This is a genomic window from Nonomuraea sp. NPDC049504 (assembly GCF_040676845.1).
GTDB classification, from domain to species: domain Bacteria; phylum Actinomycetota; class Actinomycetes; order Streptosporangiales; family Streptosporangiaceae; genus Nonomuraea; species Nonomuraea salmonea.
The window spans coordinates 141,758-164,696 of the sequence record NZ_JBFAPT010000023.1 but is presented as its reverse complement, the minus strand read 5'-3'; the positions used below and the strand labels follow the sequence as shown (position 1 = coordinate 164,696).

22 protein-coding genes are annotated in these 22,939 nt (G+C 70.3%); 9 read left to right on the top strand and 13 right to left on the bottom strand.

The features are described 5' to 3' along the window. Nucleotides 1-83: 83 nt before the first annotated feature. Together icmF and tpx are read left to right on the top strand one after the other, a co-directional pair. Nucleotides 84-3,305 carry a fused isobutyryl-CoA mutase/GTPase IcmF gene (gene icmF, locus AB0K28_RS36540; RefSeq protein WP_364378963.1) on the top strand — a complete coding sequence of 1,074 codons (3,222 nt, stop codon included), beginning with the start codon at nucleotides 84-86 and terminating at the stop codon, nucleotides 3,303-3,305. 92 nt (nucleotides 3,306-3,397) lie between these two features. Next, nucleotides 3,398-3,898, top strand: a complete 501-nt coding sequence (gene tpx, locus AB0K28_RS36535; protein WP_345397384.1) for a thiol peroxidase — start codon at nucleotides 3,398-3,400, stop codon at nucleotides 3,896-3,898. Nucleotides 3,899-3,902: 4 nt separating this feature from the next. Here the strand turns inward: tpx and AB0K28_RS36530 are convergent, their stop codons facing one another. After that, nucleotides 3,903-4,808 carry a TIGR03619 family F420-dependent LLM class oxidoreductase gene (locus AB0K28_RS36530; RefSeq protein WP_364378959.1) on the bottom strand — a complete coding sequence of 302 codons (906 nt, stop codon included), beginning with the start codon at nucleotides 4,806-4,808 and terminating at the stop codon, nucleotides 3,903-3,905. 3 nt (nucleotides 4,809-4,811) lie between these two features. Next, a complete protein-coding gene (locus AB0K28_RS36525) occupies nucleotides 4,812-5,636 on the bottom strand; it encodes an SAM-dependent methyltransferase (protein WP_364378956.1) in 825 nt (274 codons plus the stop codon). A gap of 80 nt (nucleotides 5,637-5,716) precedes the next feature. Here AB0K28_RS36525 and AB0K28_RS36520 point away from each other — a divergent pair, with 80 nt between their 5' ends. Further along, on the top strand, nucleotides 5,717-6,463 hold the full coding sequence (locus tag AB0K28_RS36520) for a helical backbone metal receptor (RefSeq protein ID WP_364378953.1): 747 nt from the start codon (nucleotides 5,717-5,719) through the stop codon (nucleotides 6,461-6,463). Here the strand turns inward: AB0K28_RS36520 and AB0K28_RS36515 are convergent. From AB0K28_RS36515 to AB0K28_RS36495, 5 genes are read right to left on the bottom strand one after another with little or no spacing between them, the layout of a single operon-like run. Beyond that, entirely contained in the window at nucleotides 6,456-7,616 is a 1,161-nt protein-coding gene (locus tag AB0K28_RS36515) for an ROK family transcriptional regulator (protein WP_345397396.1), read from the bottom strand. The genes AB0K28_RS36520 and AB0K28_RS36515 overlap by 8 nt on opposite strands. 5 nt (nucleotides 7,617-7,621) lie before the next feature. Next, a complete protein-coding gene (locus AB0K28_RS36510) occupies nucleotides 7,622-8,467 on the bottom strand; it encodes a carbohydrate ABC transporter permease (protein WP_364378950.1) in 846 nt (281 codons plus the stop codon). Continuing rightward, entirely contained in the window at nucleotides 8,454-9,422 is a 969-nt protein-coding gene (locus tag AB0K28_RS36505) for a sugar ABC transporter permease (RefSeq protein WP_345397405.1), read from the bottom strand. Before AB0K28_RS36505 ends, AB0K28_RS36510 begins: the two co-directional genes overlap by 14 nt. Continuing rightward, nucleotides 9,419-10,789, bottom strand: coding sequence for an extracellular solute-binding protein (locus AB0K28_RS36500; protein ID WP_345397409.1), 1,371 nt, complete (start codon nucleotides 10,787-10,789; stop codon nucleotides 9,419-9,421). Before AB0K28_RS36500 ends, AB0K28_RS36505 begins: the two co-directional genes overlap by 4 nt. A 32-nt stretch (nucleotides 10,790-10,821) precedes the next feature. Further along, a complete protein-coding gene (locus AB0K28_RS36495; RefSeq protein ID WP_345397412.1) occupies nucleotides 10,822-11,709 on the bottom strand; it encodes a sugar phosphate isomerase/epimerase family protein in 888 nt (295 codons plus the stop codon). A gap of 113 nt (nucleotides 11,710-11,822) precedes the next feature. Here AB0K28_RS36495 and AB0K28_RS36490 point away from each other — a divergent pair, with 113 nt between their 5' ends. After that, entirely contained in the window at nucleotides 11,823-12,851 is a 1,029-nt protein-coding gene (locus AB0K28_RS36490) for a zinc-binding alcohol dehydrogenase (RefSeq protein WP_345397415.1), read from the top strand. Nucleotides 12,852-12,853: 2 nt separating this feature from the next. After that, nucleotides 12,854-13,639: a sugar phosphate isomerase/epimerase family protein gene (locus tag AB0K28_RS36485; protein WP_364378945.1), complete on the top strand. Its 786-nt coding sequence runs from the start codon at nucleotides 12,854-12,856 to the stop codon at nucleotides 13,637-13,639. Nucleotides 13,640-14,823: 1,184 nt separating this feature from the next. On the opposite strand, the gene AB0K28_RS36480 is transcribed toward AB0K28_RS36485, so the two are convergent. Together AB0K28_RS36480 and AB0K28_RS36475 are read right to left on the bottom strand one after the other, a co-directional pair. Next, a complete protein-coding gene (locus AB0K28_RS36480) occupies nucleotides 14,824-15,930 on the bottom strand; it encodes a zinc-binding dehydrogenase (protein ID WP_364378942.1) in 1,107 nt (368 codons plus the stop codon). Continuing rightward, nucleotides 15,920-16,864 carry a Gfo/Idh/MocA family oxidoreductase gene (locus tag AB0K28_RS36475; protein WP_364378939.1) on the bottom strand — a complete coding sequence of 315 codons (945 nt, stop codon included), beginning with the start codon at nucleotides 16,862-16,864 and terminating at the stop codon, nucleotides 15,920-15,922. Before AB0K28_RS36475 ends, AB0K28_RS36480 begins: the two co-directional genes overlap by 11 nt. A 107-nt stretch (nucleotides 16,865-16,971) precedes the next feature. On the opposite strand from AB0K28_RS36475, the gene AB0K28_RS36470 reads away from it, so the two are divergent. Further along, the gene (locus AB0K28_RS36470; RefSeq protein WP_364378936.1) at nucleotides 16,972-17,946 is read left to right on the top strand and encodes a glucosyl-3-phosphoglycerate synthase; all 975 of its coding nucleotides are present in this window, start codon (nucleotides 16,972-16,974) and stop codon (nucleotides 17,944-17,946) included. Beyond that, nucleotides 17,943-19,061: a glycosyltransferase gene (locus AB0K28_RS36465; RefSeq protein WP_364378933.1), complete on the top strand. Its 1,119-nt coding sequence runs from the start codon at nucleotides 17,943-17,945 to the stop codon at nucleotides 19,059-19,061. The genes AB0K28_RS36470 and AB0K28_RS36465 overlap by 4 nt, the downstream gene beginning before the upstream one ends. On the opposite strand, the gene AB0K28_RS36460 is transcribed toward AB0K28_RS36465, so the two are convergent. Next, nucleotides 19,058-19,852 (bottom strand): universal stress protein, encoded by a 795-nt coding sequence (locus AB0K28_RS36460; RefSeq protein ID WP_345397444.1) that lies wholly within the window; start codon nucleotides 19,850-19,852, stop codon nucleotides 19,058-19,060. The genes AB0K28_RS36465 and AB0K28_RS36460 overlap by 4 nt on opposite strands. Nucleotides 19,853-19,976: 124 nt before the next feature. Between AB0K28_RS36460 and AB0K28_RS36455 the strand changes: the two genes are divergently transcribed. Both AB0K28_RS36455 and AB0K28_RS36450 read left to right on the top strand, forming a co-directional pair. After that, nucleotides 19,977-20,234: a hypothetical protein gene (locus tag AB0K28_RS36455; RefSeq protein WP_345397446.1), complete on the top strand. Its 258-nt coding sequence runs from the start codon at nucleotides 19,977-19,979 to the stop codon at nucleotides 20,232-20,234. A gap of 83 nt (nucleotides 20,235-20,317) precedes the next feature. Then, nucleotides 20,318-20,929: a phosphatase PAP2 family protein gene (locus AB0K28_RS36450; RefSeq protein WP_364378929.1), complete on the top strand. Its 612-nt coding sequence runs from the start codon at nucleotides 20,318-20,320 to the stop codon at nucleotides 20,927-20,929. Here the strand turns inward: AB0K28_RS36450 and pip are convergent. From pip to mscL, 3 genes are read right to left on the bottom strand one after another with little or no spacing between them, the layout of a single operon-like run. Next, entirely contained in the window at nucleotides 20,860-21,825 is a 966-nt protein-coding gene (gene pip, locus AB0K28_RS36445; protein WP_364378926.1) for a prolyl aminopeptidase, read from the bottom strand. The genes AB0K28_RS36450 and pip overlap by 70 nt on opposite strands. A 40-nt stretch (nucleotides 21,826-21,865) precedes the next feature. After that, nucleotides 21,866-22,441 (bottom strand): hypothetical protein, encoded by a 576-nt coding sequence (locus AB0K28_RS36440; protein WP_364378923.1) that lies wholly within the window; start codon nucleotides 22,439-22,441, stop codon nucleotides 21,866-21,868. A gap of 39 nt (nucleotides 22,442-22,480) precedes the next feature. Further along, the gene (gene mscL / locus AB0K28_RS36435) at nucleotides 22,481-22,900 is read right to left on the bottom strand and encodes a large conductance mechanosensitive channel protein MscL (RefSeq protein ID WP_364378920.1); all 420 of its coding nucleotides are present in this window, start codon (nucleotides 22,898-22,900) and stop codon (nucleotides 22,481-22,483) included. Between the last annotated feature and the right edge of the window lie 39 nt (nucleotides 22,901-22,939).

Below are 22,939 nucleotides of genomic sequence, written 5' to 3'. Positions count from 1 at the left end.
GCCCCTACCCCGGAGTCCCTTGGGAAATAGTAGGACGTCCTAGTATCTTCGTAAGTGAAGCCTCCACGAAGGAGTGATCAGGCGTGCACGTCCCGGTACACCCCGTCCGCTTCGTGACCGCCGCGGCCCTGTTCGACGGGCACGACGCGGCGATCAACATCATGCGGCGCATCCTCCAGTCCCAGGGAGCCGAGGTCATCCATCTCGGGCACAACCGCTCGGTCGACGAGATCGTCACGGCCGCCATCCAGGAGGACGTCCAGGGCGTGGCGATCAGCTCCTACCAGGGCGGGCACGTCGAGTTCTTCAGCTACCTGGTCGACCTGCTGCGCGAGCGCGGTGCGGGCCACGTCAAGGTGTACGGCGGCGGCGGAGGCGTGATCGTCCCCGAGGAGATCGAGCTGCTGCACTCGCGTGGCGTGGCGCGCATCTTCTCGCCCGAGGACGGCCAGCGCTACGGCCTGCCCGGCATGATCAACCAGCTCGTCCAGGAGTGCGACGTCGAGCTGGGCGACCCGCCCCCCGCCGAGGCCGTGCTTGCCGGCGACCAGGCGGCGCTGGCCCGCGCGATCACCCTCATCGAGGGCGGCAGAGCCCCCGCCGACCTGCTGGACGGCTTGAAGAACGCCACCGACCGGCGCGCGCCCGTCCTCGGCATCACCGGTACGGGCGGCTCGGGCAAGTCCTCGCTCACCGACGAGCTGGTCAGACGCTTCCGCGTGGACCACGACGACAAGCTGCGCATCGCCGTCATCGCCATCGACCCCACCCGCAGGCGCGGCGGCGGCGCGCTGCTCGGCGACCGCATCAGGATGAACAGCCTGAGCCCGCAGACCTACTTCCGCTCCCTGGCCACCAGGGGCGCGCCCAACGAGGTGCCCGCCTGCCTCGACGACGTCATCGCCGCCTGCCGGGCCGCCGGCTACGACCTGGTGATCGTCGAGACGCCCGGCATCGGCCAGGGCGACGCGGGCATCGTGCCGCACGTGGACGTGCCGATCTACGTCATGACGCCCGAGTTCGGCGCGGCCTCGCAGCTGGAGAAGATCGACATGCTCGACTTCGCCGAGGCCGTGGTGATCAACAAGTACGAGCGGCGCGGCGCCGAGGACGCCCTGCGCGACGTGCGCCGCCAGCTCGTACGCAACCGCGAGGCGTTCGGCGTCGCACCCGAGGACATGCCGGTCTTCGGCACCATCGCCGCCCGCTACAACGACAGCGGCGTCACCGCCCTCTACCACCACCTCAAGCCGCTGCTGTTCACCGGCACGACGGGTCCTGGGCTGCTGGCGCCGGTCGAGGGGCGGACGTCGAAGGTGTCGGCGGCCATCGTGCCGCCCGCGAGGGCCCGCTACCTGGCCGAGATCGCCGAGACCGTGCGCGGCTACCACGCCGAGACGCTGGCCCAGGCGGAGGTGGCCAGGCGCAGGCAGCAACTGGCCGCCGTACGCGACCTGCTGGGGGAGGGCACAGGGGAGGGCACGGAGCCGGCGCGGCTCGCCGAGCTGACCGAGCAGGCCGAGCGGGAGCTGAGCGACGAGAGCCGCGCGCTGCTCGACGCCTGGCCCGCGCTCAAGGAGCGCTACCGCGCCGACGAGCTGGTGGTGAGGATCCGCGACCGCGAGATCCGCACGCCGCTGTGGCGCGAGACGCTCTCCGGCAACCGCATCCCCAGGGTCGCGCTGCCCCGCTACACCGACCACGGCGACCTGCTGCGGTTCCTGCGGAGCGAGAACCTGCCCGGCATGTTCCCGTTCACCGCCGGGGTGTTCCCGTTCAAGCGCGACGACGAGGATCCGACGAGGATGTTCGCCGGCGAGGGCGACCCGTTCCGCACCAACAGGCGCTTCAAGCTCCTCTCGGAGGGCCAGCCCGCGACCCGGCTGTCCACCGCGTTCGACTCCGTCACCCTGTACGGCCACGACCCCGACCCCAGGCCCGACATCTACGGCAAGGTCGGCACCTCCGGCGTCTCCATCGCCACGCTCGACGACATGAAGGTCCTCTACGACGGCTTCGACCTGGCGGCGCCCAACACGTCGGTGTCGATGACGATCAACGGGCCCGCCCCGACGATCCTGGCCTTCTACCTCAACGCCGCCGTCGACCAGGCGAGGGACCGCTTCCGCGCCGAGCACGGCCGCGACCCCGGCGAGCAGGAGGACCGCGAGCTGTGCGCCCGCACGCTGGCCACCGTCAGGGGCACCGTGCAGGCCGACATCCTCAAGGAGGACCAGGGGCAGAACACCTGCATCTTCTCCACCGAGTTCTCGCTGCGGATGATGGCCGACATCCAGGAGTGGTTCATCCAGCACGGGGTCAGGAACTTCTACTCGGTCTCCATCTCCGGCTACCACATCGCCGAGGCGGGGGCCAACCCGATCAGCCAGCTCGCGTTCACGCTGGCCAACGGGTTCACGTACGTGGAGGCGTACCTGGCCAGGGGCATGAAGGTGGACGACTTCGCGCCCAACCTGTCGTTCTTCTTCTCCAACGGCATGGACCCCGAGTACAGCGTGCTCGGCCGGGTGGCCCGCCGCATCTGGGCGGTCGCCATGCGCGAGCGCTACGGCGCGGGGGAGCGCTCGCAGAAGCTGAAGTACCACATCCAGACCTCTGGGCGCTCGCTGCACGCCCAGGAGATGCACTTCAACGACATCCGCACCACGCTGCAGGCGCTCATCGCCATTTACGACAACTGCAACAGCCTGCACACCAACGCCTACGACGAGGCCGTCACCACGCCCTCGGCCGACTCGGTGCGCCGGGCCATGGCCATCCAGCTCATCATCAACCGCGAGTGGGGCCTGGCCAAGAACGAGAACCCGCTGCAGGGCGCGTTCATCATCGAGGAGCTGACCGACCTGGTCGAGGAGGCGGTGCTGGCCGAGTTCGAGCGGCTGTCGGACCGCGGCGGCGTGCTCGGCGCGATGGAGACCGGCTACCAGCGCGGCCGCATCCAGGACGAGTCGATGCTGTACGAGACGCGCAAGCACGACGGCTCGCTGCCCATCATCGGGGTCAACACCTTCCGCAACCCCGCGCACTCCGACGACGCCGACCCGCACAAGCTGGAGCTCGCGAGGGGCACGGAGGAGGAGAAGCAGTCGCAGCTCGACCGGCTGCGCGCCTTCCACGAGCGGCACCGCTCCGAGGCGTCCGCCCAGCTCGCCCGGCTGCGCGAGGCCGCCATGTCCGACGGGAACGCCTTCGAGGTGCTGATGGAGGCGGCCAGGCACTGCTCGCTCGGCCAGATCACCGACGCCCTGTTCGAGGCCGGCGGACAGTACCGGCGCAACGTCTGAGCACGACCCGGTGGGCCGGGGCGGCGGGCCGGCGTCGATAGGATCGCGCTGCTGGGCAAGATCAGGGGACCATCGTCATCAGGAGGCTTTTCATGTCCGACGTCACGTTCAAGGGCAACCCCATCACCGTCGCCGGCACCTTCCCCAAGGCCGGCGACACCGCTCCCGCGTTCCGGCTGGTGGGCAGCGACCTCGCCGAGCGCACGCTCGACGACTTCGGCCAGAAGACCAAGGTGCTCAACATCTTCCCGAGCCTCGACACCGGCGTGTGCGCCGCCTCGGTGCGCCGCTTCAACGAGATCGCCGGTGAGCACCCCGATGTGGCCGTGCTCTGCATCTCGGCCGACCTGCCCTTCGCGCAGGGCCGCTTCTGCGGCGCCGAGGGCCTGGAGAACGTCACCACGCTGTCGATGATGCGCGGCCGCGAGTTCCTCGCCGACTACGGCGTGGCGCAGGAGTCGGGCCCGCTGGCCGGGCTCGCCGCCCGCGCGGTGGTCGTGCTCGACGGCGACAACAAGGTCGTCTACTCGCAGCTGGTGCCGGAGATCACCCAGGAGCCCGACTACGACGCCGCCCTCGCGGCCCTCAAGTAAGCGGTCAGCCGAGGCGGGCGGTCAGCTCGTCCTGGAAGGACGCGGCGAGGTCGAGCAGGTGGCGGTCGTCGGTGGCGGTGTGCTGGAGGTCGAGGATCAGCTCGTGCGCCCCGGCCTCCACCGCCTCGGCGAGGTAGGCGCTGATCTCGGCGACGGTGCCGCTCCTCGGCGGCCGGCCGTCGCCGGTGACGATCGGGTTGGCGCGCAGGATCATGCGCAGCGCGCCGGGGTCGCGCCCGGCCTCTTCCGCGGCCCGGCAGACGGTCTGCCACATCGCCGTCAGCATGGGGATGGGCAGCGTGGCCGTCAGCCAGCCGTCGCCACGCCGACCGATGCGGCGCAGCGCGGGCTCGGCGAAACCCGCGAGGTAGAGCGGCGGCCGTCGGGCCGGCTTGGGCTCGATGTGGCTGGGCGGGATCGTCCACAGCTCGTGCTCGAACGAGACGGGGTCGGTGGTCCAGATGGCCTCGAGCGCGTCGAGCGTGGCGTCGTAGCGCCGGGCCCGGTCCTGCCACGGCACACCGGCGGCGGTGTATTCGTCGGACGACCAGCCGAGCCCGAGGCCCGCGTCGAGCCGGCCGCCGCTGAGGTGGTCGATGGTGGTGAGCGAGCGGGCCAGCACGGCGGGGGCGTACCAGCAGGCGTTGAGTGCGCTGGTGCCGAGGCGTACGGACGTGGTGACGGACGCGGCGACCGACAGCACCGCGAACGGGTCGAGGAAGACCCGGTGGGCCTCGGGGATGGAGCCGTCGCCGCCGGGGTAGCGGTCCTTCGGCCGCAGCGGGGTCAGCAGCCGGTCACCGGCCCACAGGCTGTGGAAGCCCATCTTCTCGGCCGCCCGCGCCACCTCCAGCACGCTGGCGAGCGAGGCGAACCTGCCGTACTGCGGGACGGCCAGCCCGACGCGCATGGCTCAGCCCTTCCTGCCGACGCCGCACAGGATGAGCGAGGAGGCGGGGTCGTCGACGAAGTCGATGACGTCGGCCTGCTCGGGCCGCCACTCGGGCAGCCACACCAGCCCGGGGTCGATGAGCGTGAACCCTTCGAACAGCTCGCGGACGCGCTCTCTGCCGCGCAGCGTGAGCGGGGCGCTGGCGCTCTGGTAGACCTGGGTGCCGCGATCGACGGCGGCGGCCCTGGCGTCGCTGGTGCCGTGGGACAGCACGAGGTAGCTGCCGGGCGCGAGCGCGTCGCGCAGGGTGGCGAGAATCTCGTCGGGCCGCTCGGCCTCGGTGATGAAGTGCAGGATCGCGACCAGCAGCAGCCCCACGGGCTTGCTGAAGTCGATGGTCCGCGTCACCTCGGGATGGGCGAGGATGGCCGCGGGGTCGCGCACGTCGGCCTCGATCACGGTGGTGTCGCCGCCCTGGTCGGCCAGCAGCGCCCTGGCGTGCACCAGCACCACGGGGTCGCGGTCGACGTAGACCACCTTGGCGTCGGGCACGACCTTCTTGGCCACCTCGTGCACGTTGCCCTGGGTGGGCAGCCCGGTGCCGATGTCGAGGAACTGCGTGATGCCGGTCTCGGCCAGGTGACGCACCGCGCGGCCCAGGAAGGCGCGATTGGCCCTGGCGGCGGCCCGCAGCTCGGGGGCGACCTTCAGGATCTGCTCGGCCGCCTCGCGATCGGCGGGGAAGTGGTCCTTCCCGCCGAGGTAGTAGTCGTAGAGCCGGGCCACGCTGGGGGTGTTGGGGTCGAAACCGAGTGACTCCTGCTCCAACCGTCTTCTCCCGATCATCGAGGTAACGATCTTTGCCTGGAGTCTACGGCCCGGCGCCGACAAAAGAGATCATCGAGCCGTCGATCTAGGCTGTCAATGTGGATGACACCGGGACGACCGTAAAGATTCCCGGCGAGGTGCGGCGGATCGTGTCGCTGGTGCCGTCGCTGACCGAGTCGGTGGCGGCCACCGTGCCGCACGCGCTGGTCGGGGCCACGAAGTGGTGCTCGCATCCGGCCGATCTCGACGTGGCGAGGGTGCGCGGCACCAAGAACCCCGACCTCGGCGCGATCCTGCGGCTGCGGCCCGACGTGGTGCTCGCCAACGCCGAGGAGAACCGCCCGTCCGACATCGAGGCGCTGCGCAGGTCAGGCGTCGCCGTCTGGGTGACCAGGATCGCGACGCTGGAGGAGGCGTTCGCGTCGCTGGAGCGGATGTTCACGCACGCCTGCCGTACGGACCCGCCTGGGTGGCTGGCCGAGGCCCGCGCGGCGTGGAGCACGCCGTGGGAGGGCCCGAGGCGTACGGCGATCATCCCGATCTGGCGGCGGCCCTGGATGGTCGTGGGCCGCGACACCTTCACCGGCGACGTGCTCAGGCGCCTCGGCGTCGACAACCTGTACGCCGGCCACCCCGAGCGCTACCCCAAGATCCCGCTCGACGAGCTGGCCGGCCGCCGCCCCGACCTCGTGGTGCTGCCTGACGAGCCCTACGCCTTCAGCGCGACCGACGGCCCCGAGGCGTTCCCCGGCCTGCGCTGCGTGCTCGTCAGCGGCCGGCTGCTCACGTGGTACGGCCCTTCGCTGGCGGAAGCGGCCGGCGAGCTGCGCCGGGCGCTCAGCTGACCTTGTCGCGCCTGGCCTCGGCCAGCGCGGTGTCGACGGCGGCCGCCGACAGCACGCGCTCCATGACGATCACCGCCATGCCCACGATGCCGGCCCGGTCGCCGAGCGAGCTGGTGACGATCTCGAGGTTGCGGGTCGTGTACGGCAGGCTGCGCCGGTAGACGGTCTCCCTGATGCCGGTCAGGTAGTGCTCCCTGGTGCGCGCCATGTCGCCGGCCAGCACCAGCACGCCGGGGTTGAGCAGGCTGACCGCGGTGGCGAGGACGACGCCGAGCGTGCGCCCCGCCTCCTGCACCTTGGCGATGGCGGCGGCGTCGCCGCTCTGCACGAGCCTGACGACCTCGCGGCTGGAGGACACGCCGAGGTCGGAGGCCAGCGCGTGGCCGCTCGCCAGCGAGGCCACGCAGCCGCGCGAGCCGCAGGTGCAGACCCGGTCGTCGGTCTCGCGCAGGCGTACGTGGCCGATGTTGCCCGCCGCGTCCTCGACGCCGCGGTAGACCTGCCCGTCGAGCACGATGCCGGTGCCGATGCCGGTGGAGACCTTGACCAGGACGAGCGAGTCGGTGCCGCGCCACGACGACCACCACTCGCCGAGCGCCATCGCGTTGGCGTCGTTCTCGACCAGGATGGGCACGTCGTAGGACGCCCTGATGGCCTCGCGCACGGGATGGTCGTCCCAGCCGGGCATGAGGAACGACCTGATGACGTGCCCGGTGACGTGATCGACCGAGCCGGGCACGTCGAGCCCGATGCCGCACACGTCGGCGGCGGGCCGCCCGGCCCGGTCCAGCATGCGCTGGAACGCCTCGCGCACCCACGAGAGCACCGCGTCGGGGCCCAGCTCGATGCGCATCTCGGTGCGCTCTTCCGCCATGGAGCGGGCGGCGAGGTCGGTGAGCGCCACCCTGGCGTGGGCGGCGCCCAGGTCGGCCACCAGGATCAGCCGCCTGGCGGCGTGCACGTCGAGCACCGAGGGCGGCCGCCCGCCCCCGGACGCGCCGACGCCGGACTCGTGGATGTATCCGGCGGCGATCAGCCGGTCGACCCGCTCGGTGATGGTCGAGCGGGACAGGCCGGTGTGCTCGATGAGCTCTTTACGGGTACGGCAGGAGCCATGGCGGATGAGCTGGAGGATCTGCCCTGCCGTCAGCATGGGGTCTATCCCTTCTCCGCTCCTGCGGTGAGGCCCTCCGTCAGCAGTCGCTCACTGGCGAAGAACACGATCACGATGGGCAGCGTGAGCACCACCGACCCTGCCATCAGGACCGTCGTCGGAATCTCGATGCTCCCCGCGAGCTGCGAGAGCCCCAGGGACACCGTCCAGCTCTCCCGCCGTTCCACGAGGAAGAGCAGGGCGAACAGGAACTCGTTCCACGCGATCATGAACGCGTAGAGGCCGGTGGCCATCAGGGCGGGTTTGGAGAGCGGCAGCACCACCCGCCAGATGGTCGACAACCTCGTGCACCCGTCGATCGCGGCCGCTTCCTCCACGCTTTGCGGCACGGTCTCGAAGTAGTTGCGGAGCATGTATACCGTGACCGGCACCGTCTGCGCGATATAGACGAGGATCAGGCCCACAAGAGATCCGCGCAGGCCGATCATGGTGAACAGCACGAACAGGGGGATGGCCAGCACGATCGCCGGGAACAGGTACACCGCGAGGAAGAGGAAGTGCACCTGGCGGCGGCCGAAGAAGCGCAGTCTGGCCACCGCGTACGCGCCCGGGATCGAGATCAGCAGCGTCACCGCCACCGACGCGACCGCGATGATCGCGCTGTTCCTGAGGAAGGTCAGGAAGCCCTGCCTGGTCAGCACGTTCACGTACGTGTCGAGGGTGAACGCCGACGGCCACAGCGAGCCTGGGTCGAGGATGAGCTCCTGGATGTCGCGTACGGACAGCATCACCATGTAGAGGAACGGGAACGCGGTGATCAGGAAGAGGAACGCGATCACCAGCGGCCTGAGGACCCTGAACAGGCCCCGCTCGAACCTATCCCTGCTCACGCTCGCCTCCCGCGAAGAACCTGAGGTAGATCGCCAGGAAGACGACCAGGAAGACGGCCAGCACGATCGCCTGGGCGGCGGCCGCCCCGATGTCGTCGCGCGAGGTCAGGAAGTTGTAGACGCGCACGCTGACCACCTCCGTGCCGGCGCCGCCGCCGGTCAGCAGGTAGACGTCGTCGAACTTGGTGAAGGTGAAGACGAAGCGCAGCACCGACAGCAGCGCGATGATGCGCCACAGCTGCGGCATGATCACGTAGCGGAAGCGCTGGGTGGGCGTGGCGCCGTCCACCACGGCGGCCTCGTCCAGCTCTTTTGGCAGCGCCTGCAGCCGGGCCAGGATGAACAGGAACGCGAACGGGAAGTACCGCCACGCCTCGAACGCGATCACGGTGAGCAGCGCGACCGGCACCTGCACGCCGAGGATCTCGCCCTTGGCCTGGGTGAGGAACGCGATCGGCTCGTCCAGCCAGGTGTTGACGATGCCGTACTGCGGGTTGAGCATCGTCTCCCACAGGAACGCCACGGCCACCACCGGGGCCACGTACGGGATCAGGATCGAGGCCCTGACCAGCGTGCGGCCCTTGAACCTGTCGCGCAGCGCGAGCGCGGTCACCAGCCCGATCGCGATCGACAGCGCCGTCCCCGCGACGGTGTAGACGAGCGTGTTGACCAGCGACGACCAGAAGCCGGGCTCGGAGATCACGTACGTGAAGTTCTCCAGCGTGTAGTGCCCGAAGACGCCCACCCGCCTGATGTTGATCAGCCGCGCGTCCTGGAACGCCAGCATGATCGCCCACAGCAGCGGCAGCACCACCACGACCAGCGTGATGATCAGCGTCGGCGAGATGAGCACGAGCCCGGCGCGGCCCTCCTGCTGCCGCAGCGTGCCCATGCGCCGCCGGCGGGGCGGGGAGCCGGCCGGTGTGCGCGGCTCCCCCGTGCCGGTGGCGGTCACTGCCTGATCCCGCGCTTGATGCTCTCGACGTCTGCCTTGGCCTGCGCGGCGGCGGCCTGCGGGGTCAGCGACCCGTCCACGACCATGCTGAGCGCCTTGGGCACGGGCAGCTCGCCCATCGTGGCGCCGACCAGCTTGCCCTGGCCCTGCGGGATGCCCCAGCGGGCGAAGGTGTCGGGGCTCTTGCGCAGCGCGTCGAGCACGTCGGCGGGGTAGACGTCGGCGAGCGGCTTCTTGGTGTCGACGCCGGCGGGCAGCGCGTCCCACTTCGCCTCGAAGCCCTTGCGGGTCGGGAACTTGCCCTCGGGCGCCATCCCGATCCAGCGCTCGTAGCCCTCGTTCATCATGTACGACACGAATGTGCTGGCCGGGTCCTTGGCGGCGTCGCGGGTGATCACCCAGGAGACGATCTCGCCGTACTGGGCGGGCGCGGCGCCGTCAGGGCCCTTGAGCGCGGTGACCACACCGGTGTTCCCGGCCAGCCACTCGGGGTTCTCGCGGCACTGCGCGCAGCTCGGCAGCGCGTCCTTACGCAGCCCGGCCAGCTCGTCGAGGATGAACGACGACCAGATCGTCATGGCCGCCTTGCCCGAGAAGTAGGTGGCCCTGGTCGAGTCGACGTCCTGCTTGCCCTTGACGGACAGGTTCTTGGCCAGGTTCGCGTAGAACTCGAACGCCTTGACGCACTGCGGCGAGTCCAGTGTGACGTTGCCCGAGCCGTCCACGAGCTGGCAGCCGTTGGCCTGGGCGATGTGCTCGAAGCTCTGCGCGGTGAAGGAGTCCTTCGGCGCGATGGCGAGCGTGATGCCGGCGACGCCGCCGGTGTTGAGCTTGGTGGCGGCCTCCTGCAGCGCCTCGTACGTGTCCGGCGGGCGCAGCCCGGCCTTGTCGAACAGGTCCTTGCGGTAGAGGATCAGCTGTGCCCATCCGTCGCTGGGCACCGCGAGCAGCGTCCCGCCCGAGCTGTCGAGCTCCAGAGCGCGCGGCGAGAACGTGTCGCGGCCGAGCCCGTCGACGATCTTCCCCGGCGTCTCGGTGTCGAGCAGGTCGTTGGCCTCCAGCTCGCGGACGGCCGACAGCGGCAGCGCCCCGATCACGTCGGGCAGGTCGTCGGCCGCCGCCGCGGCCGTGATGGTCTGGCTGAACTGGTCCTCGGCCACGCCGACCAGCTTCACCTTGATCCCGGTCTTCTGGGTGAACTCGGTGACGATCGCGTTCTGCACGGCCATCCGGTCCTCGAGGTTCTCCTCGGTCCAGACCGTGATCTCGTTGTTCGCTGACTGCTCGCCACCGTCGTCGCCGCAGGCCGCCAGCGAGACGGCGGCCAGCAGGGCGACGGAGAGGACGGCGGTTACCTTCGTCGGCATGGCACGCTCCTCCGATTGGGGATACGCCGCACTTACCCCTGCACGAGATGGCGCAACGTGCGGTAGGCGATACCGAGACCGGTCCGTACCCTCTCCGTGCTTCCGCTCCACACCGGGTCCTCGTGCTCGACGGAGACCACCCCGTCGTAGCCGCCCTCGTACAGCGTGTCGATCACCCGCGTCCAGTCCACCTGGCCGAGCCCCGGCACGCGGAAGCGGTACCAGCCCTTCTCGCCGCTGATCGGGCCGTAGAAGCCGTGCCGGTCGATCGCGCCGGGCAGGATCTGGGTGTCCTTGGCCTGCACGTGCGCGACGTTCGAGATGTACGGCCGGAGCGCGGCCACCGGGTCGATGCCGAGCGCCACCAGGTGGGACGGGTCGTAGTTGAGCTTGAGCCCGAGCGTGAACATCCACTCCCACAGCTCGGGGGAGTAGGCGAGGTTGCCGGGATAGCCGTCGGGGTGCCAGCTCTTCATCACGCAGTTCTCGATGACCAGCTCGACCCCGCGGGCGGTGGCGTACTCGACGAGCGGGCCGAAGACGTCCTCGGCGCGCTTGAGGTTGTCGCGGACCGGCAGCCCCGGGTCGCGGCCGATGAACGTGCCGACCGTCGGGCAGCCGAGCGCGGCGGCGGCGTCCACGCAGCGCATCACGTGCGCGTTCACCTGCGGTCCTTGCTCAGGGTGAAGATTGTTCTCGTAATAGGCGATCGAGGAAAGCGTCAGTCCGGTCTCCGTGAAGATTCGCCGGACTCGGGCGTTTTCTGCCTCGTCGAAACAATCTACCTTGATGTGATTTCGGTCATCCGGAGCCGGCCAACCCGCGACTTCGAGAGCCTCGTAGCCCTGGTTCGCGGCCCACCGGGCAATGTCGGTAAGGTCGCTTTCCGGAAGACACGCTGTCAGAAACCCCAATTTCATCAGTCACCTCCGACAGAAGTCGTAGACTTAAGCGTGTTACGAACGCCACTACTGCGTACCAAGAATCACTAAATCTTTGACTTCTGTTTGATCATTAAGCGTAAGTGTGGAGAATGCGCGTCATCACCTTCGAAGAGCCAGGCCATGTCCGCGTCGGCCTGGAGTCGCCCGCCGATCTCGTCCCGGGCACAGTGCGCGTACGCACTCTCTATTCAGGAGTCTCAGCGGGCACCGAACTCACCGCCTACCGCGGCACCAATCCGTACCTCAATCGCAGATGGGACACCGAGCGCCGGCTCTTCGTCGAGGGCCAGACGCATGCCTACCCGCTGGCCGGGTGGGGCTACCAGGAGGTCGGCGAGGTCATCGAGGCCGCGCCCGACGTGGCCGACCCGCCGCTCGGCAGCCTGGTCTGGGGCATCTGGGGTCACCGCGCCGAGGCGGTCGTCCCGGCCGCCAAGCTGGAGGGCCACGTGCTGCCGCCCGGCGCCGACCCGCTGACCGGTGTCTTCGCCCGTGTGGGCGCCATCGCGCTCAACGCCGTGCACGCCGCCGACGTGCACCTCGGTGACCAGATCGCCGTCTTCGGCCAGGGCGTCATCGGGCTGCTCGCCACCCGGATGGCCGTGCTCAGCGGCGCCCGCGTGGTCGCCGCCGACGCCATCGCCGACCGGCTGGAGCTGGCCAGGCGCTTCGGCGCCGCCGAGACCTTCGACATCGCCTCGGGCTCGGTGGCCGAGTTCATGCGCAAGCGCGTCGAGGGCGCCGACGGCGTCATCGAGCTGAGCGGCAGCAACGCCGGCCTGCACGAGGCGATCAGGACCGTGCGCAGGGGCGGCCGGGTGGTCGCCGCCGGGTTCTACCAGGGCGACGGCGTCGGCCTGCGGCTCGGCGAGGAGTTCCACCACAACCAGGTCCAGCTCGTCTCCTCGCAGATCGGTGGCGTCGCCTCGTGGCTGGCGCACCGCTGGGACGTCGAGCGGCTGCAGCGCACGTTCATGGAGCTCGTGCACCGCGGCGAGGTCGACGCGCGCGCTCTCATCAGCCACGTCGTGCCCGTCGACCGGGCCCCTGAAGCCTTCGACCTGCTCGACAAGCACCAGTCCGAGGTGCTTCAGCTCGTCTTCGAATTCAAGGAGTGACAGTGAAGCTCGCCGTACAGGAGCAGCTGCTGCCTGGCCGCAGCCTGCAGGAGAAGTTCGCCTTCGCACTCGACGCCGGCTTCGACGCCATCGAGCTTCGCGGCAAGGGCGATTTCCACTTCGCGGGCCGGCTCACGGAGCTCAAGCGCGCGCGGGCCGACGGCGTCGTCATGCCGACGGTCTGCGTGGACATGCCCCACTTCATCGGCGACTTCGACCCGGCCAAACGCAAGGACACGATCCAGCAGCTCCGATCGCAGCTCACCGTGATCGGCGAGCTCGGCGGCATCGGCGTCATGACCCCCGCCTCCTGGGGTCAGTTCTCCCGCCGGCTGCCCCCGTTCGAGCCGCCGCGCAGCCCGGAGGAGGACCGCGAGGTGCTGGCCGAGGCGCTCGGCATCCTCGGCGAGCACGCCCACCGCAACGGCGTGCTGATCATGCTGGAGCCTCTCAACCGGTACGAGAACCACATGGTCAACACGCTGGCCGAGGCCGTCTCGTACTGCTCGATGGACTCCATCAGGATCGTCGGCGACACCTACCACATGAACATCGAGGAGGACGACCCCTGCCGCGCCCTCATCGCGGCGGCCCCCTACCTCGCCCACATGCAGATCAGCGAGTCCAACAGACACCAGCCCGGCACCGGCCACCTCGACTGGGGCGCCCAGCTCGCCACCCTCGACGCCGTGGGCTACGACGGCTATCTCGCCCTCGAATGCCGCCTGCGCGGCGAGCCCGAGATCGTCCTCCCCCAGACCGCCGCCTTCGTCAGGAAATATCTATGATCCTTCGCGACGCCGTGCGCGTTCTGGTGAGCAACTGGGACGGCAGCTACACGGTCCCCTCCCGTCGCCTCTACCCCCACCAGTGGAGCTGGGACTCCGCCTTCGTGGCGATCGGCAACGCCCGCCTGTCGCCGCGAAGGGCCAGGTCGGAGTTGCTGACCCTGTTCGGTGCGCAGTGGAGCGACGGCCGGGTGCCGCACATCGTGTTCAATCCCGAGGTGGCCGAGGGCGCCTACTTCCCCGGGCCGGCCTTCTGGGCCGCGCGGGCGCCGTCGGGCGTGCGCACCTCCGGCATCGTCCAGCCGCCCGTGCACGCGCTGGCCGCGTGGAAGACGTACCTCGCCGAGCCCGATCTCGGGTTCCTCGACCGCGTCTACCCCCGGCTGGTGGCGCAGCAGGAGTTCCTGCGGGCCCAGCGGCGCTCGCCCGAAGGGCTGATCGCGATCGTGCACCCCTGGGAGTCGGGCATGGACAACAGCCCCGCCTGGGACGTGCCGCTGGCCGCGGTCGAGGCGGCGCCCGGCGGGTTCGTCCGCAGGGATCTGCAGAGCGTCAGTGCCGACGAGCGGCCCACCGACCGCGACTACCAGCTCTACATCGCGCTGGCCGAGGCCTACCGCGAGTCCGGCTACACCGCGGCGGGCGCGTTCCAGGTCGAGGATCCGCTGTTCAACGCCGCGTACGGGCTGGCCGAGTCGACGCTGGCGGACATCGCGCGGACGCTCGGGCTCGACCCCGAGCCGCACGAGCGCGAGGCGGCGGCCGTCACCCGAGCCATGGCCGAGCACCTGTGGGACGGCGCGCTCTTCCAGGCCCGCGACGTGCGCACCGGCAAGCCGACCGAGTCCGCGAGCGCGGCCGGGCTGACCCCGCTCGTGCTGCCGGGGCTGCCGGACGAGGTGGCCGACACGCTGGTCAGGACCGCGCTCGACCGGTTCGGGCTCAAGGAGCTGCCGCTGCCCAGCTACGCCATCGACGCCGCGGAGTTCGACCCCGCCCGCTACTGGCGCGGCCCGAGCTGGATCAACGTCGGCTGGCTGGTCTGGCACGGGCTCAAGGACCGCCGGCCCGACCTCGCCGCCGACCTCGCCGACTCCATGCGGCGCGCGGTGTGCAGGTCGGGCTTTCGTGAGTATTTCGATCCGGTCAGCCTGCGCGGCCACGGCTCGCGCGACTTCAGCTGGTCAGCCGCCCTCATCCTCGACCTCGTCGCAGAGTACGGCCTGAACGCACTGCAGCCGTCCGGCCGCGAGCTCTGTCATGAGACGTGGCGCTTCGCCGAATCCGACCAGATCGGTGACCACGTGCCGGCGTAGTGCCGGGCCGTGCCGCCGCAGCAGCGCGATGGTCTCGTGCGACAGGCGCTCCCTGTCCCAGGCGTGCGCGAGACCGCGCGGCACCCGGCCGATCTGGGCGCAGCGCACGGTGAGCCCGTTGTGGTGGAACTCCTCCCCGAGCCGCACCTCGGGGGCGCCGCCGGTGTAGAAGGCCAGGTCGATCAGCGTGCCCTGGGGGCGCAGCAGGCGCAGGCCGAGCGCCAGCGCCCTGGCCTGGCCGCGGCACTGGAAGACGACGTCGGCGCCGCGGTCGTTGGGCCCGTGCCGCCAGCGCCGCTTGAGCTCCACCGCCGGGTCCTGCGCGGCGTCCATGGTGCCGGTGCCCAGCGCGGCGGCGATCTCCAGCCGGGACGGCGTCTCGTCCACCACCACGACCTCGGCCGCGCCCGCGTACATCGCGAAGCAGGCCGTCAGCAGCCCCACCACGCCGGCGCCGACCACCGCGACCCGCCGGCCGCGCACCCCGTCGCCCAGGTCGCGCACCGCCGGGCCGTGCAGGTCATGGGCGGCGTGCAGCAGGCCGTTGGCGCAGATCGGTCCCATGTGGGCGACGTAGATGCCGAGCAGCGGGTCGAGGTCGTCGGGCAGCTCCACGAAGCGGTCGGTCATCGGGTCGGCCACGTACGCCGTGCGGTGCCCGTACGCCATCGCGACCAGCGCGCCCTCGCGCACGGCCCGCGTCCGCGTCTCGACCACCAGCCCCACCTGCATGTAGCCGATGCCGCGCACGGGGTACGCCACCGACGGCGCGCCGTCGAGGAACAGCCCGAGCGCCGGGTCCCAGCTCGCGCCGAGATAGGGGTTGGTGCCCTTGACGTAGGTCAGCTCGGTGCCGGCCGAGACGCCGCTGTGAGCGGTGGCGACCATGAACCCGCCGTCGGGCAGGTCGGGCAGCTTCTCCTCGACCAGGCACACCTCCCCAGGCGCCTCGATGCTGAGGGTCTCACTGGTCATCGAGCATCACCGGCCTCTGCTCGGCTGCGGATCGGGCGAGTGCCAGCGCCAGGCGGTGGGTCCGCAGCGCCTCCCCGTACGGTACGCGCACGTCGGCCGCCTTGCCCTGCACCGCGTTGATGAACTCGCGATCCACCCGCGTCTTCGCCCGCCCGTCGTCCTCGATGGCGCGGTGCCCGTCCACGAGCAGCCGGGTCTCGCTCAGCTCCAGCGCGATCCCGTCGGCGCACACCTCCAGCCCCACCCGGTGCTTGCGGGTGAGCAGGCAGGAGGTGGCGAGCAGCCCGGCCGCGCCGCCGGAGAAGCGCAGCACGGCGGAGGTGGCCCGGTCGATCTCGCCGTCCACGGGGGTCCCGCCGGGCACCGCGTGCACCATGGACACCTCGCCCACCAGCACCCGCGCCAGGTCCAGCACGTGCACGGCCTGCTCGACGATCTGGCCGCCCGACCTGCTGGGGTCGAGCCACCAGGCGACCGGCGGCACCTTGTCCAGCCAGTGGCCGAGCGCGAGGTGGACGGGGCGGCCGGCGAGCAGGTCATGCGCCTGTCGGACAATGTCTAGATATCGCCAGTGATGTCCGACTGCTGAGGGCAGAGATCTCCGTTCGATTTCGGATGCGATGTTTTCTGCGGTCTGGAGGTCAAGAGACAGTGGCTTTTCCACGAAAATCGGGAGATTACACGACAGAACGTCCTGTTCCGGGTTACCGTGCGCGAAAGGAGGCACACAGACGTAGACAGCGTCCAAGCCGCCGGCGCTGAGCAGGTCGGCGTGGCCGCCATAGGCGGGGGAGTCGTGCTTCGAGGCCAGAGCCTCGGCCCTGTGGGGATCGGTGTCGGCGATCCCGGCGATGGTCACATCGGGGAAGCCGGACAGGACATCTGCATGGCGAGCGGCGACATTTCCGGCACCTATGATGCCGACACGGGTCATTGGGGACACAACCCGGCATATGCCACTTGTGGGCTTAATCAAACAAACATGTTCAAGCGCCTATAGATCGGGCAGAGGTCGGGACCTCTATAGATCGGGGCTGATACATGGAAAAAGATCTGCGAGCCTTGGCCAGAGTCCGTGAATGGTACGGACCGCATTCGAGTACGGCGGCCGAATGGCCGGTCGACGCCCTGCTGATGGCCAAGGGGAACACCACGGTGAGCGTGGTGCTGCCCGCCCGCGACGAGGAGAGCACGGTGGGCGGCATCGTCACCGCCATCCGCCGCCACCTCGTCGAGCGCGTGCCGCTCGTCGACGAGATCCTCGTCGTCGACTCCAACTCCACCGACGCGACCGCCCAGCGCGCACGCGAGGCGGGCGCCCGCGTCGTCGCACAGAACGAGGTGCTGCCCCACCTCGAACCGCTCACCGGCAAGGGCGAGGCCCTGTGGAAGGGGCTCGCCGCCTCGAAGGGCGACATCGTCGTCTACATCGACGCGGACCTGCGCAGCTTCGGCCCCCACTACGTGTCGGGCTTAGTCGGCCCGCTGCTGGTCGACGCCCACACGCACTTCGTCAAGGCGACGTACGAGCGGCCCTACACCGGGGCCGACGGGGTCGTCCAGCGCGGCGGCGGCGGGCGGGTCACCGAGCTGGTCGCGCGGCCGCTGCTCAACATGTTCTGGCCCGAGCTGGCCGGCTTCTCCCAGCCGCTCGGCGGCGAGTACGCCGCCCGGCGCGAGGTGCTGGAGCAGGTCCCTTACGTCACCGAGTACGGCGTCGAGTTCGGCCTGCTCGTCGACCTGCTGCACCTCGTCGGTCTTGACGCGATGGCTCAGGTGGACCTGGGACACCGCACCCACACCCACCAGTCGATGGCCGCGCTCGGCAGGATGGCCGGGCAGATCATGCAGACCGCCTGGTCGCGGCTGGAGCGTCAGGGCCGCGTGCTCGCCCCGGAGCCTCCGGGGCACACGCTGCTGCAGTTCGGGCTCGAAGGAGAGGCGGGCCTGGTGGACGTGGCCGTGGCGGAGCGTCCCCCACTGGCCTCCCTCGTCCTGGAGGAGGATCTGGCATGAGAGTCCTGATGAACGCGGGGCCGTGGCTGGAGGTGCCGCCGGCGGGCTACGGCGGGATCGAGAACGTGGTGGCCACGCTGGTGCCCGCGCTGCGCGAGCGCGGGGTGAGCGTGGTGCTGGCCTCCGTCGGCTCCAGCACGCTGGAGGTGGACGAGCTGGTCTCCGCGTACGACGAGGGCTGCTTCAGCGAGCTGCAGAAGCCGTACAACCAGGTCATGGGCATCACCCACGCCCATCTCGCCCGGGTCGTGGCCGAGCTGCGGCGGCGCGACGACATCGACCTCGTGCACGACCACGTGGAGGTGGTCGGCCCCGCGGTGCTCTCGGCGTACGGCGGCCCGCCCGTCCTGCACACCCTGCACTGGGACCTGCGCAAGCATCCGGCCTTCTACGGCGCCTTCCCCGGCGAGATCGCGGTCAACGGCGTGTCGGAGTCGCAGCTCGCCCGCGCCCCCGGGGCGCTGCGCGCCGCCTCCCTGGGCGCGATCCACCTGGCGACCCCGCTGGCCGCCCGCGACGTGCGGGTGCCGCGCGGCGAGCACCTGGTGGTGATGGGCCGCATCTGCGGGCTCAAGGGCCAGCACGTGGCCGCCAGGATCTGCCAGAAGCTGGGCCTGCCGCTGGTGCTGGCCGGTCCGGTGAGCGCCCGCGACTCGCAGGCCGAGCTGGACATCGTCGCCCAGAACCCCTACCACCCGCTGCACAGCCATCCCGACGTCCGCTACCACCTCGACCACGTGGCCCCCTACCTCGACGGCGAGGTCGTGAAGTGGGTCGGGGCGGTCGGCGGCCAGGAGCGCGACGACCTGTACGGCTCCGCCCGCGCCGCCCTGTTCCCCATCCAGTGGGACGAGCCGGGCGGCACCGCCGTCGTCGAGGCCCTGGCGCTCGGGGTGCCCCCGATCGGGCTGCGCAGGGGCTGCCTGCCGGAGATCATCGACCACGGACGTACCGGCTTCCTCGCCGACAGCGAGGAGGAGCTGGCCGAGTGGGTGCTGCGGGCCGACGAGATCGACCCCGAGGAGTGCCGCCGCGAGGCCCGCCGCCGCTTCTCGCCGTCGGTGATGGCCGACCGCTACCTGGAGCTGTACGAGCAGGTGATCAGGCGGCGTTAGCCGAAGCCGCGCGGCAGCACGGTGACGGGACGCGGGGACGCGCGCAGCACCTTCATGGCCAGCTCGCCGAGGAACACCCGGTGCGGCTGCGCGTCCTCGCTGGCCGCGCAGACCAGCAGCTCGCCGTCCAGCCACTCGACGTCGCCGAGCGCGGCGGCGACGTCGTGGCCCTCGGCGACCTCGGCCTCCGCCTCGATGCCGGTGCTCTCCCAGGCCAGGCGCACGGCGAGCGCGAGGTCGTCGCGGAGCCTGCCCTGGTCCTCGGTGCGCAGGTCGAACGTGAGCAGCCGCAGCGGCACGCCGAAGCGCAGCGCGGCCTGCGCCACCTGCTCGACCGCGGCGTCGCACTGGGGCCGGTGCACGTAGGCCAGCGTGAGCCTGGTCAGCTCGTCGGGCGGGACGTAGTCGGTCGGCGCCAGCATGACCGCCTCGGGTGACATGTGCAGCAGGTGGTCGGCGGTGGCGCCGATGGAGATGCGGCCGTGCTGCCCGCCACCGCCCGAGCCGACCACGATCAGGTCGGCCTTGATCCGGCTGGCCAGCACCGACAGCCCGCGTCCCGTTCCCCTGCTCTCGAACGTGAGGTACTCGGCCGGCACCGGTCCCAGCTCCTCGGCCGCGTGCGCGAGGTTGGCCTGCGCCTCGACCGCCAGCCCTGGGCTGCCCGGAGGGTAGATCGTGGCGACCGTCAGCTCGCCGCCGGTGACACGGGTGATCACGGCGGCGAGGGCGAGCGCGTCCCGCCCGCCTGGGTCGTTCGCATATCCGACGATCACGTGCGCTCCGATCACGACGGCCCTCTTACCCACTCTCACCAGGGAATACGCCGCTTTGATCCGAACGTTGTCAACGTGCGGAGGCGTAAAGAACGTGAAGATCACTCTTGATACCCGTTTCCACGGGTCTCTCGGCCCCGTGACCCTTCGTGAAGCGGTTCAGCAGCTCAGGGCACGGGATCTCGCCTGTACGGTCGCCGCCGACGCCCTGGAGCAGAAGGTGACCGTCTTCGCCGACTGCGTCGAGCGCGGCTTCACCCCGCTGCGCAGCGAGATCATGGCCGCCTACTACGTCGCCGAGCGCGACGCCACCACCGAGGCGTTCGACCGCGGGCTGATCACCCGCGCCGAGCTGGAGTCGAAACAGGCCGCATTGGCGCGTCAGCTCCTGACCTGATGACTTTCCGCCTTATGGTGGAGGCGCCAGAGGCTTCCTGTTCGTAAGGTTCTGTCCATCGGACATTCATCGATTGGACAGGCGTGTACCACGACATCGTCGACTTCGCTCTCAGCACACCCGCATGGCTGCACACCGTCGCCGAGGTCGGCACGGACGCGGGGCTCTTCCTGTTCGCGCTGCTCTTCGTGGTGGCGGCGGTGCGGGCCTGGCGCGGTCCCGCGCGCGACCTGGCGCTCGTCGTCGCCGGGCCGGCCGGGATCGTGCTCGCGTACGTGCTGAGCGAGGTCGTCAAGGTGCTCGTGAAGGAGGACCGGCCGTGCCGGGGCGGGATCGCGACGATCGCCGCGTGCCCGCCCCTCGACGACTGGTCCTTCCCCAGCAACCACTCCGTGATCGCGGCCGGCGCGGCGGCCACCCTCGTGCTGTGCTGGCGCGCCCTGGCCTGGGCGGTGTTCCCGCTGGCCGCGCTCATGGCGTTCTCGCGGGTGTTCGTGGGCGTGCACTACCCGCACGACGTGGCCGGCGGCTTCCTGTTCGGCCTCGCCCTGGCGCCGCTGTTCGCGCTGCTCCTGGTGGGGGCGATCACCCCCGCCGTACGGCTGCTGCGCGCCCGCCTGCCGCGCTACTTCCCCGAGTCCGCGAACCCGTCCGTGGCGGCGATCAACCGGTCGAGGATGCCCGGCTCCGAGTAGGCGTGCCCGGCCCCCGGGATGACGTGGAACTCCGCCTCGGGCCACGCCTTGTGCAGGTCCCAGGCCGTGGCCATGGGCGTACAGAGGTCATGGCGGCCCTGGACGATCACGCCCGGGATGTGCCGGATCCGGTCCGCGTTCCTGATGAGCTGGTCGGGCTCGAACCAGCCGCCGTGGGTGAAGTAGTGGTTCTCGATCCTGGCGAACGCGACCGCCGTCTCCGCCTCGCCGAAGTGCTCGACCAGCTCGGGGTCCGGCATCAGCGTGACCGTGCCGCCCTCCCACTGCGCCCACGCGCGGGCCGCCGCCAGCCGGGCCGCGTCGTCGTCGCCCTCAAGCCGCTTCCTGAAGGCGCCGATGAGGTCGTCCCGCTCGTCCTCGGGGATCGGCGCCACGAACGTCTCCCACAGGTCGGGGAAGAGGAACGAGGTGCCCTCCTGGTAGAACCAGCGCAGCTCCTGCGGGCGCAGCGTGAAGATGCCGCGCAGGATCAGCTCGGACGTCCTGTCCGGGTGCGTCTGGGCGTACGCGAGGGCCAGCGAGCTGCCCCACGACCCGCCGAACACCTGCCACCGCTCGACGCCCAGGTGCTCGCGCAGCCGCTCCATGTCGGCGACCAGGTGCCAGGTCGTGTTCGTGCTCAGGTCGGTCGCCGGGTCCGAGGCGTGCGGGCGGCTGCGGCCGCAGTTGCGCTGGTCGAACAGCACGATCCGGTACCGCTCCGGGTCCCACTGGCGGCGGTGCCCGGCGTTGCACCCGCCGCCCGGCCCGCCGTGCAGCATGACCGCGGGCTTGCCCTCGGGGTTGCCGCAGACCTCGTAGTAGATCTGGTTGCCGTCGCCCACGTCGAGCAGGCCGGAGTCGTACGGGTCGATGGGCGGGTACAGAGTTCTCATGCGACCTGATCCTGCCGCATTCCTCCCGGCGAGTCGTCGTCTACTGAGACCAGGTGTGCCGGCTGAGGAAGGCGCGGTCGCCGGTCGCGTAGTCGTGGAAGGACTGCTGGACCTCTGACAGGTCCTCGACCATCGTGCGGATCAGCGTGCCCTCCTTGTACTCCAGCTCGTACCCCGGCGACACCTGGAGGAAGTGCCGGCCGAAGTTGACCAGGGCGACGAACGGGTTCTGGGGGGACATCGTGGCCAGGACGTCGTGCACGAGGCCCAGGTCGGGGTCGTTGACGGTCATGCCGTCTCCGGTGTGGAGCTGCATGCCCTCGTAGACCCCGAGCGGCGCCACGTTGTGCACCAGGTCGCGCTGCGGGTCGTAGCAGACCATGCCGTGCGCGCGGGCCACCGTGAACACCTGCGCGGAGACCTCGTCCATGGTGTCGAGGTCCATCGTCACCAGCACGTGGCCGGGATAGAGCGTGACCTCTCCCGGCAGCTCCTTGGCGACGTCGGGTGTGGGGCCGTCGCCGGGCTCGGTCCGCTTGACCGCCAGGTACGTCGCGCGCGCCTGGTCCCTGCTGATCGGCACCGGTTCGTCCCAGACCATCAACTCAACGCTCATCGGTCCATCTTGACGGACCCGCACCCGTGCCGTGCGTCACTACCTGGGTTTTTCCGAATCCGGCACCAGGTGGGCGGTGCAGTGGGCGCACCGGCGCGCCTCGGCGGGGATTTCCGACAGGCACTCGGGGCACTGCTTGGTGGTGGCCGCCTTGTCCCGCTCGAACAGCTTCACGAGCCGGGTCATCGGAGCCACGATCAGCCAGTAGACGACGGCCGCGATGATCAGGAAGGTGACCAGGTGGTTGAGGAAGTCGCCGTACAGGAAACGACTGCCGTTGATCGTGAAGGAGTAGTCGGCGAAGTCGGGTTGCCGGCCGCCGGTCACGGCGCCGATCAGCGGCGTGACGAGGTCGGTGACGAGGGCCTCGACGAGGCCGCTGAACGTGGCGCCGATGATGACCGCGACCGCCAGTTCGACGATGTTGCCGCGCAGTAAGAACTGTCTGAAACCGCCCATGACATCAGCATGTAGCCCGAACAGGCGGTGGCAAACGAT